This is a genomic window from Cellulomonas jepli, from assembly GCF_047229345.1.
Classification (GTDB): domain Bacteria; phylum Actinomycetota; class Actinomycetes; order Actinomycetales; family Cellulomonadaceae; genus Cellulomonas_A.
This window is the reverse complement of record NZ_JBFTER010000003.1, coordinates 71,998-89,573: the sequence shown is the minus strand read 5'-3', so window position 1 is coordinate 89,573 and position 17,576 is coordinate 71,998. Positions and strand designations below refer to the sequence as shown.

13 protein-coding genes and 1 pseudogene are annotated in these 17,576 nt (G+C 76.0%); 8 read left to right on the top strand and 6 right to left on the bottom strand.

The features are described 5' to 3' along the window. The 7 genes and pseudogenes from AB6N24_RS01545 to AB6N24_RS01515 all read left to right on the top strand — a co-directional run. A pseudogene (locus tag AB6N24_RS01545) lies at nt 1–717 on the top strand (hypothetical protein); the annotation flags it as partial. Then, nucleotides 714–2,246: a GTPase gene (locus tag AB6N24_RS01540; RefSeq protein ID WP_412867673.1), complete on the top strand. Its 1,533-nt coding sequence runs from the start codon at nt 714–716 to the stop codon at nt 2,244–2,246. The pseudogene AB6N24_RS01545 and the gene AB6N24_RS01540, both read left to right, overlap by 4 nt. 140 nt (nt 2,247–2,386) lie before the next feature. Beyond that, nucleotides 2,387–2,992 (top strand): single-stranded DNA-binding protein, encoded by a 606-nt coding sequence (locus tag AB6N24_RS01535; protein WP_412867672.1) that lies wholly within the window; start codon nt 2,387–2,389, stop codon nt 2,990–2,992. Between the two features lie 133 nt (nt 2,993–3,125). Then, nucleotides 3,126–4,808, top strand: coding sequence for an energy-dependent translational throttle protein EttA (gene ettA / locus AB6N24_RS01530; protein ID WP_412867671.1), 1,683 nt, complete (start codon nt 3,126–3,128; stop codon nt 4,806–4,808). Nucleotides 4,809–4,824: 16 nt separating this feature from the next. Continuing rightward, entirely contained in the window at nt 4,825–7,035 is a 2,211-nt protein-coding gene (locus tag AB6N24_RS01525) for an ABC transporter (RefSeq protein ID WP_412867670.1), read from the top strand. Next, on the top strand, nt 7,032–8,861 hold the full coding sequence (locus AB6N24_RS01520; protein ID WP_412867669.1) for a GTP-binding protein HSR1: 1,830 nt from the start codon (nt 7,032–7,034) through the stop codon (nt 8,859–8,861). Before AB6N24_RS01525 ends, AB6N24_RS01520 begins: the two co-directional genes overlap by 4 nt. 168 nt (nt 8,862–9,029) lie before the next feature. After that, entirely contained in the window at nt 9,030–9,515 is a 486-nt protein-coding gene (locus AB6N24_RS01515; RefSeq protein WP_412867668.1) for an acyl-CoA thioesterase, read from the top strand. Between the two features lie 39 nt (nt 9,516–9,554). Here the strand turns inward: AB6N24_RS01515 and AB6N24_RS01510 are convergent, their stop codons facing one another. The 4 genes from AB6N24_RS01510 to AB6N24_RS01495 all read right to left on the bottom strand — a co-directional run bounded on the left by AB6N24_RS01510 (nt 9,555) and on the right by AB6N24_RS01495 (nt 13,689). Next, complete coding sequence (locus AB6N24_RS01510; RefSeq protein ID WP_412867667.1) at nt 9,555–11,180, bottom strand: SDR family oxidoreductase; 1,626 nt, start codon at nt 11,178–11,180, stop codon at nt 9,555–9,557. Between the two features lie 39 nt (nt 11,181–11,219). After that, nucleotides 11,220–12,215: a DNA topoisomerase IB gene (locus AB6N24_RS01505; RefSeq protein ID WP_412867666.1), complete on the bottom strand. Its 996-nt coding sequence runs from the start codon at nt 12,213–12,215 to the stop codon at nt 11,220–11,222. Between the two features lie 177 nt (nt 12,216–12,392). Then, nucleotides 12,393–13,268: an acyl-CoA thioesterase gene (locus AB6N24_RS01500; protein ID WP_412867665.1), complete on the bottom strand. Its 876-nt coding sequence runs from the start codon at nt 13,266–13,268 to the stop codon at nt 12,393–12,395. A 4-nt stretch (nt 13,269–13,272) separates the two neighbouring features. Further along, complete coding sequence (locus AB6N24_RS01495; protein ID WP_412867664.1) at nt 13,273–13,689, bottom strand: globin; 417 nt, start codon at nt 13,687–13,689, stop codon at nt 13,273–13,275. A gap of 141 nt (nt 13,690–13,830) precedes the next feature. Here AB6N24_RS01495 and AB6N24_RS01490 point away from each other — a divergent pair, with 141 nt between their 5' ends. Beyond that, complete coding sequence (locus AB6N24_RS01490; RefSeq protein WP_034624861.1) at nt 13,831–14,061, top strand: PTS sugar transporter subunit IIB; 231 nt, start codon at nt 13,831–13,833, stop codon at nt 14,059–14,061. A gap of 100 nt (nt 14,062–14,161) precedes the next feature. On the opposite strand, the gene AB6N24_RS01485 is transcribed toward AB6N24_RS01490, so the two are convergent. Together AB6N24_RS01485 and AB6N24_RS01480 are read right to left on the bottom strand one after the other, a co-directional pair. Next, nucleotides 14,162–15,313, bottom strand: coding sequence for a mechanosensitive ion channel family protein (locus AB6N24_RS01485; protein WP_412867663.1), 1,152 nt, complete (start codon nt 15,311–15,313; stop codon nt 14,162–14,164). After that, the gene (locus AB6N24_RS01480; protein WP_412867662.1) at nt 15,310–17,565 is read right to left on the bottom strand and encodes a prolyl oligopeptidase family serine peptidase; all 2,256 of its coding nucleotides are present in this window, start codon (nt 17,563–17,565) and stop codon (nt 15,310–15,312) included. Before AB6N24_RS01480 ends, AB6N24_RS01485 begins: the two co-directional genes overlap by 4 nt. Nucleotides 17,566–17,576: the final 11 nt, after the last annotated feature.

Here is a 17,576-nt window from a genome sequence, read left to right as displayed (position 1 = left end):
GACGGTGCGGTGCGTGCCCGGTGGGCCGAGCTGACCGCTGCGGGCGGCCCGCTGGCCGACGTCGTGCGCTCGTCGGGCCGGGTGCACCGCTCGCGGCGCGCGGGCCGGCGCCGGGAGGAGGCCGTCGCCCCGCTCGGCCGCGACCTGACCCGGTCGGCCGCCGCGAACCTGACGGCTGCCGGTGCCCAGGCCGAGCGGCTCCTGCGCACCCGCCTGACCGGCGCCGGAGCACCGGTGGGCGGTCCGTCGGTCGAGGCGCTCTGGCCGGCGCAGGAGCGCAAGGACGCCCGCGTGGCCGCGGCGGACCGCTCCGCACGCGACTGGGTCGACGAGGCGCCCGTGATCGTGCGCGCGGCGCTCGCACGTGCGCGCGGCGAGGGACGGGACACGGCCGACCTGCGCAGCGCCAAGGACCTCGCGCGGGCGGCCCGGCGCGCCGAGCTCGCGGAGCGCGCTCTCGGCGAGCAGGGCATCGCCGCGGTCGCGCTCGCCGCGGCCGCAGGGCTCGAGCCCGCGCGCTTCCTGCTCGAGGACCTGCTGGGCGACGCGGGGACCTGGGCGCGCGACGTGCTGCGGGACGAGCTCGCGGACCGGGCGGCGGCGCAGGTCGAGCTCGAGCGCGCCTCCGCCGCCGCGCTGCTCGACCAGCCCGACCTCGCGGAGGACGCCTCGTCCCTCCTGCGCCTGCGCCTCGCCGTCCTGAAGGGGCTCACATGACCGAGAGGACCGAGACGGTCCGCACGCTGCCGGGCTGGGCGACCGTGCACGGGACGCTGCACGGCGCCGAGACGGAGGCGCTCGCGCTCCGCGTCGCGCAGCTCGAGGAGGCGCTCGAGACCGGCGGCGACCGGCTGGACCCCGAGGTGTCGGCACGCGTCGCGGCGTCGGTGGGGCGCGTGCGCGAGCGGCTCGCCCTCGGCGTCGACCACACGATCGTCGCGCTCGTCGGCGGCACGGGCTCCGGCAAGTCGAGCCTGTTCAACGCGATCTGCGGGCTCGACTTCGCGGACGTCGGGGTCAAGCGCCCCACGACGTCCAAGGTCACGGCGTGCGTGTGGGGCGAGGGCGGCGGTGCGCTGCTCGACTGGCTCGGTGTCGAGGAGGACCGGCGCATCGAGCGCGAGAGCCTGCTCGACGGCGACACCGAGGCGCCGCTGCGCGGGCTCGTGCTGCTCGACCTGCCGGACCACGACTCGATCGAGCCGGCGCACCGTGCGGTCGTCGACCTGCTGCTGCCCATGGCGGACCTGCTCGTCTGGGTCGTCGACCCGCAGAAGTACGCGGACGACGCCCTGCACTCGGGGTACCTGCGCCGGCTCGTGGGCCACGAGGCGGCCATGGCCGTCGTGCTGAACCAGATCGACACGGTCGCCGCCGACATGCACGACGAGCTGGTCCGCGACGTCGAGGGCCTGCTCGTCGAGGACGGCCTGACGGGCGTGCACGTGCGCACCGCGTCGGCGCACACCGGCGAGGGCGTCCCCGAGCTGCGGGACCGGCTGGCCGCGGTGGTCCGCCGCCGCAGCGTCGCCGCGGAGCGCGCGGGCGCCGAGCTCAACGACGCGGCGACCCTGCTCGCGAGCCAGGTCGCGGACCGTGAGCCCGCCCCGAGCCGGCTCGGCGTCGTCGAGCTCGTCGATGTCCTCGCCGAGGGCGCGGGGCTGCCGGCGATCGCGGACGCCGTCGGCGCCGTCGTGCGCGGCGGGTCCCGGACCGTGCCGTCGTTCGGCGCCGTGCAGGCCGACACGGTCGTGCTCGCGCGGGCCGGCTGGCTCGCGGGCGTGACCCGCACCGTCCCCGTCCGGTGGGCCGACGACATCGTCGCGCGCGTGACGCCCGCCGAGCGGCTGCGGCTCGAGATCGACGACGCGCTCGCGCGGGTGACCGTCGCGGCGCGGCGGTCCCGGCTCGCCGTCGCGGGGTTCGTGCTGGCGGTGCTCGCGGGCGTCGGGGCCGTCGTCGCGGCAGCGATCGGGCTCGGCCTCGAGCTGGGGTCCGTGGGGCGCGGGCCGGAGGACTGGGCGCTGCCCGTCGCTGCCGGCCTCGCGCTGCTGGCCCTCGTGCTCGCGGTGGCCACGTGGTCGCTGCGCCGGGCGCTCGCCCGACGACGCTCCGAGCGGGTGCTGCGCGAGGGACGGGCGGAGCTCGAGGCCGTCGCGCGGACCCGGCTCGCGGAGCCCGCGGCCGAAGTGGTCGCGGAGCACCGCCGGGTGCGCGAGCTCGTCGCGCTCGCCACCGTGCGCTGACCGCTGCACGAGCCACCCCCAGCCCGGTCGCACGCTGCCGCACGCACCGTCCGGGATCCGGCAGCCGGGTCCGGTCGTGCCCGCGCGCCACGCTCCCTCCACAGGGTCGGCGCTCGCCGGCCCCTCACCGAGGAGGACGCATGAGCACGAACGAGCTGACCCTGACGCTGGTCGGGTGGCTGGGCACCGACCCGAAGCACTACCCCGGCACGAGCACCGGCTCCGGGGCGGCGCCGGGTCAGGCCGTGACCGCGGCGGGCGCGCCGGGCGCGCCGTCGGCCGGGGGCGCGTCGACCCCGTTCACGACGTTCCGCATGGCGTCGACCCGGCGGTGGTTCGACCGCGAGCGCGGCACCTGGGTGGACGGGCGCACCGAGTGGTTCACGGTCAAGGCCTGGCGCGGGGCCGCACGCAACGTCGCCGAGTCGCTGCGCAAGGGGGACCCGGTGCTCGTGCACGGCCGGCTCTCGACCGACGAGTGGAGCACGGCCGACGGCGAGCCCCGGACGTCGCTCGTGCTCGACGCGATCGCGATCGGCCCCGACCTGGCGTTCGGCACCGCCCGCTACATGCGCACGGTCCACTCGAGCCCGGGCGACGCCTCCGCGACCGACGCGCCGGACGGCGAGGCGGGCGACGGCGACGGCTTCGACGCGCTCGACGACGCGCAGGGGAGCGACGCGGCCCTCTACGCGCTGGCGGACGTGCGCCCCGACGAGGACCTCGCACTGACCGGTACGAGGTGATCGCCTAGGCTGGGGCCACCGGACCGCAGGGCCCGGGCCTTCCGGCTGCCGACGCGACTCCGCGCGCGGCCGGGAGGCCCGTTCCGTGCACTCCCTCGACACACCCCCGAGCACCGAGGCGGACGAAGAGCCAGTGGCTGAGTTCATCTACTCCATGTACAAGGCGCGCAAGGCGCACGGCGACAAGGTCATCCTCGACGACGTCACCCTGAACTTCCTGCCCGGCGCCAAGATCGGCGTCGTCGGCCCCAACGGTGCGGGCAAGTCCACGATCCTCAAGATCATGGCCGGTCTCGAGCAGCCCTCGAACGGCGAGGCCCGGCTCTCGCCCGGCTACACCGTCGGCATCCTCATGCAGGAGCCGCCGCTCAACGAGAGCAAGACGGTGCTCGGCAACGTCGAGGAGGGCGTCGCCGAGATCAAGGGCAAGCTCGACCGGTTCAACGAGATCTCGAACCTCATGTCGGAGCCCGACGCCGACTTCGACGCGCTGCTCGCCGAGATGGGTCAGCTCCAGGAGGCCATCGACGCCGCGGAGGCGTGGGACCTCGACGCGCAGCTCGAGCAGGCGATGGACGCGCTGCGCTGCCCGCCGCCGGACGCCGACGTCTCGGTGCTCTCCGGTGGTGAGCGCCGACGCGTCGCGCTGTGCAAGCTGCTCCTCGAGAAGCCCGACCTCCTGCTGCTCGACGAGCCCACCAACCACCTCGACGCCGAGAGCGTGCTCTGGCTCGAGCAGCACCTGTCGCAGTACCACGGGGCCATCCTCGCCGTGACCCACGACCGGTACTTCCTCGACCACGTCGCGGAGTGGATCTGCGAGGTCGACCGCGGCCGCCTCTACCCGTACGAGGGCAACTACTCGACGTACCTCGAGAAGAAGCAGCAGCGCCTCGAGGTGCAGGGCAAGAAGGACGCCAAGCTCGCCAAGCGCCTCGCCGAGGAGCTCGCGTGGGTCCGGCAGAACGCCAAGGGCCGCCAGACCAAGTCGAAGTCGCGCCTCGCCCGCTACGAGGAGATGGCCGCCGAGGCGGACCGCACGCGCAAGCTCGACTTCGAGGAGATCCAGATCCCGCCGGGCCCGCGCCTCGGCAGCCTCGTCCTCGACGCCAAGAACCTCGAGAAGGGCTTCGACGGCCGGGTGCTGATCGACGGCCTGAGCTTCACGCTGCCGCGCAACGGCATCGTGGGCGTCATCGGCCCGAACGGTGTCGGCAAGACGACGCTGTTCAAGACCATCGTGGGGCTCGAGCCGCTCGACGGCGGCGAGCTCAAGGTCGGCGAGACGGTCAAGATCTCCTACGTCGACCAGTCGCGCGGCGGCATCGACCCCAAGAAGACGCTGTTCGAGGTCGTCTCCGACGGTCTCGACTTCCTCAAGGTCGGCAACGTCGAGATGCCCTCGCGGGCCTACGTCGCGGCGTTCGGGTTCAAGGGCCCGGACCAGCAGAAGCCGGCCGGCGTCCTCTCGGGTGGTGAGCGCAACCGTCTCAACCTCGCGCTGACGCTCAAGCAGGGCGGCAACCTGCTCCTGCTCGACGAGCCCACCAACGACCTCGACGTCGAGACGCTCGGCTCGCTCGAGAACGCGCTGCTCGAGTTCCCCGGCTGCGCCGTGGTGGTCTCGCACGACCGGTGGTTCCTCGACCGGGTCGCGACGCACATCCTGGCCTACGAGGGCACGGCGGAGGACCCGTCGAACTGGTACTGGTTCGAGGGCAACTTCGCGTCCTACGAGGAGAACAAGGTCGCCCGCCTGGGCGCCGACGCGGCCCGCCCGCACCGGGTGACGTACCGCAAGCTGACGCGGGACTGAGCCGGAGGTCGGCGCGGTGGCAGCGAGCGTGCACACGGAGCTGGTCGACGCCCTCACGGTGCTGCGCTCGCGCGTCGCCGAGACCCGGCTCGCGCTCGACGTCGCCTCGGCAGGTCCGGGGCGCGTCGAGCGCGCGCAGGTGCTCGACCAGCTCGACGACTACCTGCTGCCACGGCTGCGCGCGGAGAACGCGCCGCTGCTCGTCGTGGTCGGCGGGTCGACGGGCGCGGGCAAGTCGACGCTCGTGAACTCGCTGCTCGGCGAGCAGGTCACGACGTCGGGCGTGCTCCGGCCGACGACCCGGTGGCCGGTGCTCGTGCACCACCCGCTCGACGCGCGGTGGTTCTCGACCGACCGCGTGCTGCCGGGCCTCGCGCGGCTCGTCGGGTCGCGCGTGGACCTCGCGAAGGGCACGCCGGACGGCGGTGGCGGGGAGTCCAGGGTCGCCGGCTGGGTCGGTGGCGTGGGCGCGTCGGCCGGTGCGGGCCTCGCCGGCGGCGCCGGTGGGGTCGACGGCGGCCTCACCGCGGCCGGTCCGAGCGGCTCGGGCTCGACCGGATCCGGCTCCATCGGCTCGGGCCTGACCGGTTCCAGCGACACGGGCGCGGACGGGCGCGGTGCCGGGCTGCGGCTCGTGGCGTCGCCCGCCCTGCCGCCCGGGCTCGCGCTGCTCGACGCCCCCGACATCGACTCGGTCGTCGAGGAGAACCGCGCGCTCGCGACGCAGCTGCTCGCGGCGGCGGACCTGTGGCTGTTCGTCACGACCGCCGCGCGCTACGCCGACGCCGTCCCGTGGGAGCTGCTGGGTGCGGCCGCCCGCCGGCGCGTCCACCTCGCGCTCGTGCTCGACCGGGTCGACGACGGCACCGAGGCGCTTGTGAGCGCGCACCTGCGGCAGATGCTCGACGAGCACGACCTCGCCGAGGCCACGGTCCTCCTGGTGCCGGAGACCTCGACGGACGGCGGCCTGCTGCCCGAGGTTGCGGTGGGCGCCGTCGCCGACTGGCTCACGGCCCTCGGCGGCGATCCCGCGGCGCGGGCCCGCGTGATCCGGGGGACCCGTGAGGGCGTGACCCGCGACGTGCTCGTGCGCGCCGAGGACCTCGCCCGCGCCGCCGACGACCAGCGCGCGGCCGACGCCCGGCTGCGCGCCGCGGTCGTCGCCGCCTACGAGGACGCCGCGACGCACGTCGAGCGCGCGACGTCCGACGGCACGATGCTGCGCGGCGAGGTGCTCGCGCGCTGGCAGGACGTCGTCGGGACCGGCGAGTTCCTGCGGGCCGTCGAGCAGAAGGTCTCGGGGCTCCGCGACCGCATCACCGCGGCGTTCCGCGGTCAGCGGGCGCCCGAGCCGGCGCTCGCGCACGCGATCGGGCACGGGCTCGAGGCGGTCGTGCTCGACGCCGCGGAGGACGCCGCGGAGCGCGCGCACTCCGCCTGGCGCACGGACCCGGCCGGCGTCGCGCTGCTCGAGGGCCTCGCGCTGTCCCGCGCGTCCGCCGACCTCCGCGGCCAGGTCGCGGAGCAGATCCGCGCGTGGCAGTCCGACGTCCTCGCGCTCGTCGAGCGGGAGGGCGCCGACAAGCGCACGACCGCACGCGCCGTCTCCTACGGGGTCAACGGCCTCGGTGCCGCGCTCATGGTCGCGGTGTTCGCGTCGACCGGCGGCCTCACGGGTGCCGAGGTCGGCATCGCGGGCGGCGCGGCGATCCTCGCCCAGCGGCTCCTCGAGGCCGTGTTCGGTGACGAGGCCGTGCGCCAGCTCGCCCGCGAGGCCCACGAGCGGCTCGCGATACGCGTCCGTGGGGTGCTCGCCGGTCAGGCCGCGCGGTTCACCGCCCAGCTCGACGCTCTCGGCACCGCCGACGCGAGTGGCGACCCTGTGCGCACCGCGGTCGCCCAGGTGACCGCTGCTGCCGCGCGCGCCGAGGGAGTGGCAGCGGCGTCCGCCGCGGAGCCCGTCGTCGCCGTGCCGGGTGCCGGCACCGAGAGCGGGCGGCTCCGCGGCGCCGGCGTGCTCGCCCGCCTGGCCGCCGAGCGCGGGGACCTGCCCACGGGACGGGGCGGACGCGGCACCTCGACGGACGGCGCGGACGACCCTCTCGCGCCGGCGGGGACGAGCGCGGAGCGCACCGGCGCACCGTCGCCCGAGCGGCCGCCCGAGGGTCGGCTGCGGTCCTGGTGGCGACGCGTCACCGGTGCGCCGCAGGACGGCCGGGACGCGTGAGCGCGCGACGCAGCGGCCATGCCCCGGGACGGGACCTCGCCGCGCAGGTCGACGCGCTCGCGGAGGCGGTGGACGCCGGCCAGGGCCGGCTCCCGCAGCGGGTCCTCGACGGAGCCGACACCGTGCTCGCGCACGCGCGGGAGCGGGCGGCGCTGTCGGGGGAGTACACGGTGGTCGCGCTCGCCGGGGCGACCGGCTCGGGGAAGTCCTCGCTGCTCAACGCCGTCGCGGGTGCGGACCTCGCGGTCCCGGGCGTGCGCAGGCCCACGACCGGCCGCGCGCTCGCCGCGGTGTGGCCCGGTCCCGCGGGTGAGGGGACCACGCACGACGGAACGGCCGGGGCGGGCACGGCGGGAGCGGGTACGGCGGGAACGCGTCCGGCAGGAACGCGTCCGGCCGTGACGGGCTCGGCGGGAACGAGCGTGGGCAGCAGCGGCTCGACGGGGGCCGGCTCGTCGCGGACCGGCACGGCCCTGCAGGCAGCGCCGGAGGGCCGGGCCGGGGAGGACGGTGCCGCGCACGCGCTGCTCGACTGGCTCGGGGTCGACGAGCGCCACGAGGTCGCCGGGACGGTCACGCCCTCGGGCGTCACGACGGGCCTGGTGCTGCTCGACCTGCCCGACCACGACTCGGTCGAGACCGAGCACCGCGTGCGTGCCGAGCGCCTCTACGGCCGGGTCGACCTCCTCGTATGGGTCGTCGACCCGCAGAAGTACGCCGACGCCGCGCTGCACGTGCGGTACCTCCGCCCGCTCGCGGGACACTCCTCGGTCGTCGTGCTCGTGCTCAACCACGCCGACCGGCTGACCCCCGACGAGCGCGAGCGCTGCCTGGCCGACCTGCGCCGGCTCGCCGCCGAGGACGGGCTCCGCGACGTCCCCGTGCTCGCGGTCAGCGCACGCACGGGTGAGGGCGTCCCCGACCTGCAGGGCCTGCTCGCCGCAGCGGCGCAGCGGCGCGAGGCCGCGACCGAGCGCGTCCGTGCCGACGTCCGCCGCGCTGCCCGCGAGCTCCTCGCGGCCTGCGGCGAGGCGCCCGCGAACCGCGCGGCCAAGCAGGCGCGCGCCGAGCTCGTCTCGGCGCTCGAGGAGGCTGCCGCCGTCCCGACCGTCGTGGCTGCGGTGCGGCGCTCGGCGGCCCGGCAGGCGCGCGCGGCGACGGGCTGGCCCGCGACGCGCTGGCTCGGACGGTTCCGGCCGGACCCGCTGCGGCGGCTCGGCCTCGGCGCCGGGCGCTCGGACGAGCAGCGCCCCGACCTCGCCCGCACGTCGTTGCCGAGCCCCGGACCGGCCGCGAGCGCGCGGGCGGCGACCGCCGTGCGGACCTACGCGGACGCGGCGACGGCGGGGGCGCCCGACGACTGGGTCCTCGCCGCGCGCCGGCGTGCCACGACCGACGGCCTCGCCGACGCGCTCGACCAGGCGGTCGCCGGGACACGGCTCGAGGCCGAGCGTCGGCCGCTGTGGTGGGGTGCGCTCGGCGCCCTCCAGTGGGTGCTGTTCGCGGCGCTCGTGGCCGGCCTGCTGTGGCTCGCGCTGCTCGCCGGTGCCGCCTACCTCCAGCTGCCCGCGCCCCCGACGCCCGTGTGGTGGGAGCTGCCCGCCCCGACGGTGCTCGCGATCGGCGGCGGGCTCGCCGGGCTGCTCGTGGCGCTGCTCGGGCGGGTGGCCGGGGGAGTCGGAGCCCGGCGGCGGGCGACGCGGGTGCGGCGACGGCTGCGCGAGGCGATCGACGCGGTCGCGGGCCGGCTCGTCGTCGAGCCCGTGACGTCGGAGCTCGCGGCGCTCGAGCGGTGCCGTGACGGAGCGCGCCGCGCCGCTCGCTGACGGCGTCCGCCCCGGCGCCGTGACGGTGGGCGGCCTCCGTCGACTGTCCCGGCGCCGTCGGCCGCCCGACCGCCCAGCCGCGTGGACGGTCGGGCTCGCACTCCCCGCCGCCCGCGAGCACCCGATCCCTGCCCCCACCCCTGACCGCCCTCATCCAAGGAGATCCCCGTGACCAGGCTCGTGGTCCCCGTGCAGCTGCGCTGGTCCGACATGGACGCGTACGCGCACGTGAACAACGTCGCGATGCTGACGCTGCTCGAGGAGGCGCGCATCCAGGCGTTCTGGCGTCAGGTGCCGTCCGCCGACGTCCCCGAGGGGACGTGGCCCACAGCGGTGCTCGACGCCGGACCGGGGGCCGAGCTGTCGACGCTCGTCGCACGCCAGGAGATCGAGTACCTGCGGCCGCTGGGCTACCGGCGCACGCCCGTCCTCGTCGAGATGTGGATCGGTCACCTCGGCGGGGCGAGCCTGGACATCTGCTACGAGGTGCGCGACGCGCCGGCGGCTGACGGAGGCACGGTGTTCGCCCGCGCACTGACGACGGTGGTGCTCGTCGACACCGCGACCGGGACCCCGAGGCGCATCGGTCCCGAGGTGCGCACCGCGTGGGAGGTCTACCTCGAGGAGCCCGTCCGGCTGCGGCACCGCCGCTGAGCCGTCGCGAGGACCACCCGGGTGGTCCTCGCGAGGCGGTCACGTGCGCGAGCGCACCTGCTCCCCGGCGGGCCGCCGGTCCGTCCGGGCACGCTCCGCGGTCTCGGCCGCGCGGGCGATGTTCCGCTGCATCCCGCCGAAGACGATGCCGTGGAACGGGTACACCGCACCCCAGTAGAGCTGCCCGGCGAGCCCGTGCGGGTGGAAGAGCGCGCGCTGCGCGAAGACCGTCCGGTGCTCGTCGCCCTCGACCGGCTCGACCCGCAGCTCGAGCCACGCCAGGCCGGGGACCCGCATCTCGGCGCGCAGCCGCAGCAGCGACCCCGGCTCGACCTCCTCGACGCGCCACCAGTCGACGGCGTCGTCCACGAGCAGCCGCCCCGGCCGGCGCCCGCGACGCAGCCCCGGGCCGCCGACGAGCTTGTCCGCGATCCCGCGCAGCTGCCACGCGAGCGGCCACGAGTACCAGCCGGCCTCGCCGCCGATCGTCTCGATGACCCGCCACAGCGCCTCGGGCGAGGCGTCCACGTCGACGCGCCGCTCGTCGACGTACATCGAGCCGCCCGCCCAGTCGGGGTCGCCGGGCAGCGGGTCGCTCGGGGCGCCCGTGACCGACGCGGACGACCAGCGGGTCGTGACGTCGGCGTCCTGGATGCGCTGGAGCGCGAGGCGCACGGCCCGGTCGAAGCCGATGAGCCCGCCGGGCGGGTCGGGGACGTGCTCGGCGATGTCGTGCTCGTCGCACACGACCTCGTGCACGAGCGACTCGACGAGCGGGCGCGCGAGGCCTGACGGCACGGGGGTCACGAGCGACACCCACAGGCTCGACAGCCGTGGCGTCAGCACGCCTACGCCGACGATGATCCGCCGGGGGAGCCCGGCGGCCTGGGCGTAGCGCTGCATCATCTCGCGGTACGTCAGGACGTCGGGGCCGCCGATGTCGAAGCCGCGGCTGACGTCGGACGGCATCGCGGCCGAGCCGACGAGGTAGCGCAGCACGTCGCGGATCGCGATGGGCTGGATGCGGTTCTCGACCCAGCGCGGCACGGTCATGGCGGGCAGCCGCTCGGTCAGGTAGCGCATCATCTCGAACGACGCCGAGCCCGAGCCGAGGATCACCGCGGCGCGCAGCACCGTCGTCGGGACGCCCGACGCGAGCAGGATCTCGCCGACCTCGGTGCGGGACGCGAGGTGTGGCGAGAGCTCCTCACCCTCGGGGTAGAGCCCGCCGAGGTAGACGATGCGCTCCACGCCGGCCTCCCGCGCCGCCTGCGCGAACGTCAGCGCGGTGCGCCGGTCGCGGGCCTCGAACGTCGGTCCGGTCCCGAGCGCGTGGATCAGGTAGTAGGCGATCCGCACGCCGCGCAGGGCCGCCCGGATCTCCTCGAGCTCGCCCGCGTCGGCCTGGGCGACCTCGACGTCGGCGTACCAGGACCTGCCGCGCAGACGCTCGGGGTTGCGGGCGAGCGCGCGCACGCGGTACCCCGCGGCGAGCAGCTCGGGGACGAGCCGGCCCCCGACGTAGCCGGTGACGCCGGTGACGGCCACGAGGGGCGCGTCGGGCGCCGGGCGGCCGTCGGCGTCGAGCCCCGGCACGAGCCCCGGGAGGGAGGGTGCGACGGGCTCGGGCAGCAGGTCCGGCGCGGGCCGGGGGTCGTCGGTCATGTCGCAGTCTGAGCCCGCCGGGCCCTGGTCCGCATCCGCTCAGGCGAGCAGCGCGAGGGTCTCCTTCTCCGCGACGAGCCTCGAGCGCGTCGGGCGGATGGTGTGCCCCCGCTCCCAGAGGTCGATCACGCGCGGGTCGATGTACGACGCCCGGCACACGGTCGGGGTGTTCCCGAGCTCGCCCGCGACGTCGCGGACCACCTCGGTGACGACCTTGCGCCGCGCGCGGTCGGACCGGGGCGGCGGGCCGGCGTCGGCCAGGGCGCGCGCGGCGAGCACCGTCGCGTGCCAGGTGCGGAAGTCCTTGGGGCTCGCGTCGGAGCCGAGCCGGTCCTTGACGTAGGCGACGACGTCCGCGCTGGTGACGTCGTGCCACGTGTCGCCGTCCTGCCACGCGAGCAGGTCGCCGGCCTCGTCGTTGCGGCGCACGAGCCGGCGCAGGAGCGTCGCGACCTCGTCGTCCTCGATCACGACGTCGCGCACCTGGCCGGACTTGGCGGGGTAGTGGAAGTGCACGCGCCCCTCGCCGTCGGGCGTCTCGGGGCGCAGGATCCGCACGTGCTCCTTCTGGAGGGTCGCCAGACCGTACGAGCCGTTCTTCGCCGCGTACCCCTCGCCGCCCGCGCGGAAGTACGCGAGGTCGAGCAGCCGGAACGCGAGCGCGAGCACCTTCTCGCGCGGCATGCCGTCGAGGTCGAGGTCCTTGCGCACCCGGCGCCGCGCCGAGGGCAGGCTGCGGGCCACCTGGAGCACCTTGTCGTGCTTGAGGCGGTCGCGGCGCAGCCGCCACTGCGCGTGGTACAGGTACTGGCGTCGCCCGGCGTCGTCCATCCCCGTGGCCTGGATGTGCGCGTTCGCGTGCGGGCTGATCCACACGTCGCGCCACGCCGGCGGGATCGCGAGCGAGGCGATGCGGTCGAGGTCGTCCTCGTCGGTGATCCGCTCGCCGCGCTCGTCGAGGTAGAAGAAGCCCCGGCCGGCGCGACGACGCGTCCAGCCGGGACCGTCGACACGAGCGCGGCGCAGCCTGGGCATGCGGGCAGTCTCACCCGGCGGCGCGCCGCCCGCGCGCCGAGCCCGCCGGACGGGGGAACGGCAGCGCGCGGGGAGCCCTTCGGACGCGGACCCGGACGGCGCGGGCGAGCCCGACCGTCCAGGCCCCCGAGAACATCGCGAGCCATCGGTCCGTGACCCGGACCGCCCGCGAGCCCGTCAGTCCGGGACCCGGACCATGCCCTCCTGCGCGATCGACGCGACGTGCGTCCCGTCGCGGGTGAACACGCGGGCCGCCCCGAGGCCGCGCCCGCCCTGCGCGCTCGGCGCCGTCTGCGTGTAGAGCAGCCAGTCGTCGACGCGCACGTCCCGGTGCCACCACATCGCGTGGTCGAGGCTCGCGATCGACAGCCCGCGCGTCGCCCAGCTGTGCCCGCTGCGGCGCAGGACCGGCTCGAGCATCACCTGGTCGCACGCGAACGCGAGGAGCGCGCGGTGCAGGAGCTGGTCGTCGGGCAGGGCCTCGCGCGAGCGGACCCACACCATCTGCTGGCCCGTCGGCTCGCCCGAGCCACCGAGGTAGATCGCGCCCTCGACGTGCCGGACGTCGAACGCGCTCTCCTGGCTCCAGAACCGCGCGACCGGATGGTCGATGCCGGAGAGGTGGGTGTCCGCGGAGACCACGTCCTCCGGGTCGGGGGCGTCGGGCATCGGCTCGGCGTAGTCGAGGCCCGGCTGCGCCTCCTGGAACGAGGCGATCATCGAGAGGATGGGTGCCCCGCCCTGGAGCGCGTGCGTGCGGCGCGCGGTGAACGACCGGCCGTCCCGCAGGCGCTCGACGCCGAACGTGATCGGCTCGCGGACGTCACCGGCGCGCAGGAAGTAGCCGTGCAGGGAGTGCGGCAGGCGGGTCGTCGGCACGGTGCGGCCGGCGGCGAGCAGGGCCTGCGCGAGGACCTGGCCGCCGAAGACGCGACCGCTCGGCTGGGGGAGGCTCGTGCCGGTGAAGGTGTCGGGCTCCGCGGCGTCCGGGCCCAGGTCGAGCACGTCGAGCAGGGCCCGCGTGGGGGTGACGGCGGTGGGTTCGGTCGTCATCGGCTCAGTCCTCGAACGTGTTGAGCATCGAGTGGGCGGCGCGCTCGAGGTAGTCCCACAGCTGCGCCTCGTGCAGCGGCGCGAGACCGAGCTCCATGACCGCCTCGCGCATGTGCGCGAGCCAGCGGTCGCGGGCGTCCGGGTTGACCTTGAACGGCGCGTGACGCATGCGCAGGCGCGGGTGCCCGCGCTGGTCGGAGTACGTCGTCGGGCCGCCCCAGTACTGCTCGAGGAACAGCGTGAGGCGCTCGGCCGCGGGGCCGAGGTCCTCCTCGGGGTACATCGGCCGCAGCACCGGGTCGGCGGCGACGCCGCGGTAGAACGCGTCGACGAGCCGGACGAACGTGTCGTGGCCGCCGATCACGGCGTAGAACGAGTCGGCGCGGTGGGCCGGGCCGGGCTCGGGAGCGGGGGAGGTCACGGGCCCCAGTCTCGCACCGCCCCGCACCAGCACGGCTGTCCGCGCCGCGACCCGGGCGCGCCGGTCGGCCACCGGGACTAGGCTGGACGCCCGTGCGCCCCCACCAGCGCACGACGGCGCAGGGACGAGCTGAGGAGTTCGATGAGCAAGGCAGAGCAGATCCTCGCGGCGCTGGGCGGCGACGCGAACGTCGTCGATCTGGAGCCGTGCATCACGCGTCTGCGCGTCGAGGTGACGGACCCGCAGCTCGTCGACGAGACGGCCCTCAAGGCGACCGGCGCGTTCGGCGTGGTCCGGTCCGGTCGCGTCGTGCAGGTCATCGTCGGCCCCGAGGCCGACAACCTCGCCGCGGAGCTCGACACCCTCCGCTGAGCGGCCCGCAGGAGCCCTGAGCGGCCGGACGAGCGGTACGCCGCGCACCGAGCACGCCGTGCCCGGAGCCCGCACCACCAGGGGGCGGGCTCCGGTGCGGTCAGCGCCCGCGCGGCGCGGGGTCGGCGGGCGGTGCCGTCGTGTCGAGGGAGTCCGACTCCCGGCGCGTGTCCGTCGCCGGCGCCGGCTTCCGGCCCTCCGCGGTCGCCTCGGGGGCGGCGCCGGCCTCGTCGGGAACCCGCACCGCCGCGTCGAGCTGCGCCCGGTAGGCCGCGAGCAGGTCGCGCTGGCCGCCGAGCGGTATGCCGGCCTCCTCGAGCGCGCGGCGCACCGCGGCGCGCAGGGCACGCGCGACCTCCCACTGCATCGCGGGTGCGGTCTTGACGGTGACCTGGAGCGTCACGGCGTCGAACGCCAGGTCCTCGATGCCCGTGACCGTCGGCTCGCCCTCGAGGTAGGTGCCGAGCACCGGGTCCGCGGCGACGCGCGCGACGGCCTCCTCGAGCACGTGCCGGACCTCGTCGAGGTCCGCGAAGTAGTCGACCTTGACCTCGACGACCGCCTTGGCCCAGCCCTGGGTCTTGTTGCCGACGCGCACCATGGTCCCGTTGGGGACGTACCAGAGCGTGCCGGAGCTGTCGCGGATCTTGGTCACGCGCAGCGCGACGGCCTCGACCGTCCCGGTCGCGTGCCCGACGTCGACGACGTCGCCGACGCCGTACTGGTCCTCGAGGAGCATGAACATGCCCGAGAGGAAGTCCTTGACGAGGCTTTGCGCGCCGAAGCCGAGCGCGACGCCGACGATCCCCGCGGAGGCGATGAACGGCGCGATGTTGGCGCCGAGCGCGTCGAGCACCATGAGCACCGCGAGCGTCCCGACGACGATCGTCGCGGTCGAGCGCAGCACCGATCCGATCGTGCGCGCCCGCTGCGCGCGGCGGGCGGTGACGATCGGGCTCGCTCGCCGCAGGGCCGCCGCGACCTCCGAGTCGCCGAGCCGGCCCCGCTCGAGCAGCGGCGTGCCCTCGGCGATGTGGTTGGTGACGCTGCGGATCGCCCGTCGCAGGACGAGCAGGACGAGCGCCGAGACGAGGAGGATCACCGCGACGCGCGGTCCGGTGCGCAGGAACCACGGGAGACCGTCCTCGACGACCCAGCGCATCGCGGCGTTCGCCTCGCGCACGACGTCGCCGGGCGTCGTCTGGGCGGGGCTGGGCGTCGCCTCGGCCGCGAGCAGTGTCCGGGCGTTCACCGGTCACCGCCCGCTGCGCGCAGCCCCGTCCGGTCGGCGACGAACTGCAGCTGCTCGACCGTGAGCCCGATGGTCCGGGACAGCGCCCGCCCGCCGTGCCCGACCCCGGTCTCGCGGCGCACCAGCACGGGCGCCGTCCCGGGCTCGGCGCTCGTGGCCGCCTGGAGCGCTGCCGCGAGCTTGCGGGCGTGCAGGGGGTCGACCCGCGAGTCGCCCTCGAAGACCGTGAACAGCGTCGCCGGGTACGCGGTGCCGTGGGTGACGCGGTGGTACGGCGAGTACCCGAGCAGCCAGTCGAGCTCGCGCGGGTTGTCGGCGTCGCCGTACTCCTCGGTCCACGTCACGCCGAGCCCGAAGCGCTGGTAGCGCACCATGTCGAGCAGCGGCGCGGAGCACACGACCGCCGCGAACAGGTCCGGACGCTGCGTCAGCGCGGCGCCGACCAGCAGGCCGCCGTTGGAGCCGCCCCAGCACGCGAGCCGGTCCGGGGTCGTCCAGCCGTCCGCGACGAGACGCTCGCCGACCGCGTGGAAGTCGTCGAAGACGTTCTGCTTGGCCCCGCGCATGCCGCTGCGGTGCCACTCCTCGCCCTCCTCGCCGCCGCCGCGCAGGTTGGCCACGACGTAGACGCCGCCGGCCTCGACCCACGCGAGCGTCGTCGCGGAGTAGGCCGGGTCGAGCGAGATCTGGAAGCCGCCGTACCCGTAGAGGATCGTCGGCGCAGGCGCGAGCGGGCGACCGCCGGCGTCGAGCGCGTCGGCCCGCGCGACGACGAACGCCCGCACGGTCGTGCCGTCGGCGCTGGGCGTCTCGAGGCGGTGCACACGCACGTCGGGCAGGTCGGCGAGCGCCCCGGGCGGCGCGGCCCACAGCGACGTCGTCCGGGTCCGGGAGTCGAAGCGGTGCACGGTGGAGACCGTGGTGTGGTCGGTGTAGGAGAACCAGAGCTCGGGGCCGCCCTCGGGGCGCGTCGCGAGGCCGCCGATCGAGCCGAGCCCGGGCAGCGCCAGCGTGCCGTCGTCCCCGGGGAGCCGCTCGCCGGTGCGCGGGTCGTGCAGCGTGACCTCGCTGACGGCGTGCCGGCGCCACGCGGCGACGAGCAGCTCGGGCTCGACCACGTCCCCGGGCGAGCCGCCAGCGTCGGTGAACGCGACGTCCTCGAGCACGGCCTCGGGGTCCTCGGCGAGGAGCGTGCGCCAGTGCGGGACCCCCGGCGACGTCGGGTCGGTCACGGCGACACGGCCGCGGGGGGCGTCGAGGTCGGTGTGCAGGTAGAGCCGCCCGTCGCGCCCGACCCACGCGTGCGTCTGCGCGTCCACGCCGACGACGACCGGGACGAGCTCGGGGGCGTCGGTGCCCGCGGTGAGGTCGGCGATCCAGACGTCGGAGCGCGGTGCGGTGCCCGCCGACGCCGAGACGACCAGCCAGCGCCCGTCGCGCGAGACCGTCACGCCGTAGTAGCTCGTGCGGTCCAGGCCGGCACCGAACACCTCGACGTCCTGCGCGGCGTCGGTGCCCAGCCGGTGCAGCCAGACGCGCCGGTGGTACTGCTGCTCGCCCTCGGGCAGGTCCTGCGGCGGGAGCCGGCGCACGTAGTAGAACGCCTCGCCGCCCGGCAGCCAGGCGACGGGGGAGTAGCGCGCGCGGTCGATCGGGCCGTCGACCAGGGCGCCGGTCGCGACGTCGAGCACGTGCAGGACGCTCTCCTCGGTGCCGCCTGACGACACCTGGTACGCGAGGAGGTCGCCCTCCTTGCTCGGCTGCCACGCGTCGAGGGTCGTGGTCCCCGCGGGGTCGAGCGCGACGGGGTCGAGCAGGACGCGCTCGACCGTGCCGCCGTCCGGCGCCGGCTCGGCGACGACCACGACCGCGTGCTCCTGGTCGCCCGAGCGACGCGAGAAGAACCGGCGCTCGCCGCGCCACGCCGGGGTCCCGATGAAGCCCGCGCCGAGCAGCTCGCGCAGGCGGGCGGTGAGCCGGCCGGTGGACATCGGGCCGTCCGCCGGTGCACCCGCCGCCGCGCCGTCCCCGGCGGCCTCCCCGTGCACGAGGCGCGCGCGGTAGGCGGCGTAGAGCGCGTCCTGCGCGTCCGACCACGCCTGCGTCCGCGGGTCCTCGGCGTCCTCGAGCCACCGGTAGGGGTCGGCGACCGGGCGCCCGTGCAGGTCCTCGACGAGGTCGAGCCGCTCGGCGGGCGGGTAGGTCGGCAGCGCGGTGCCGTGCGGGGTCGTCAGGGGAACGCGGGAGCTCATGGTCCGCAAGG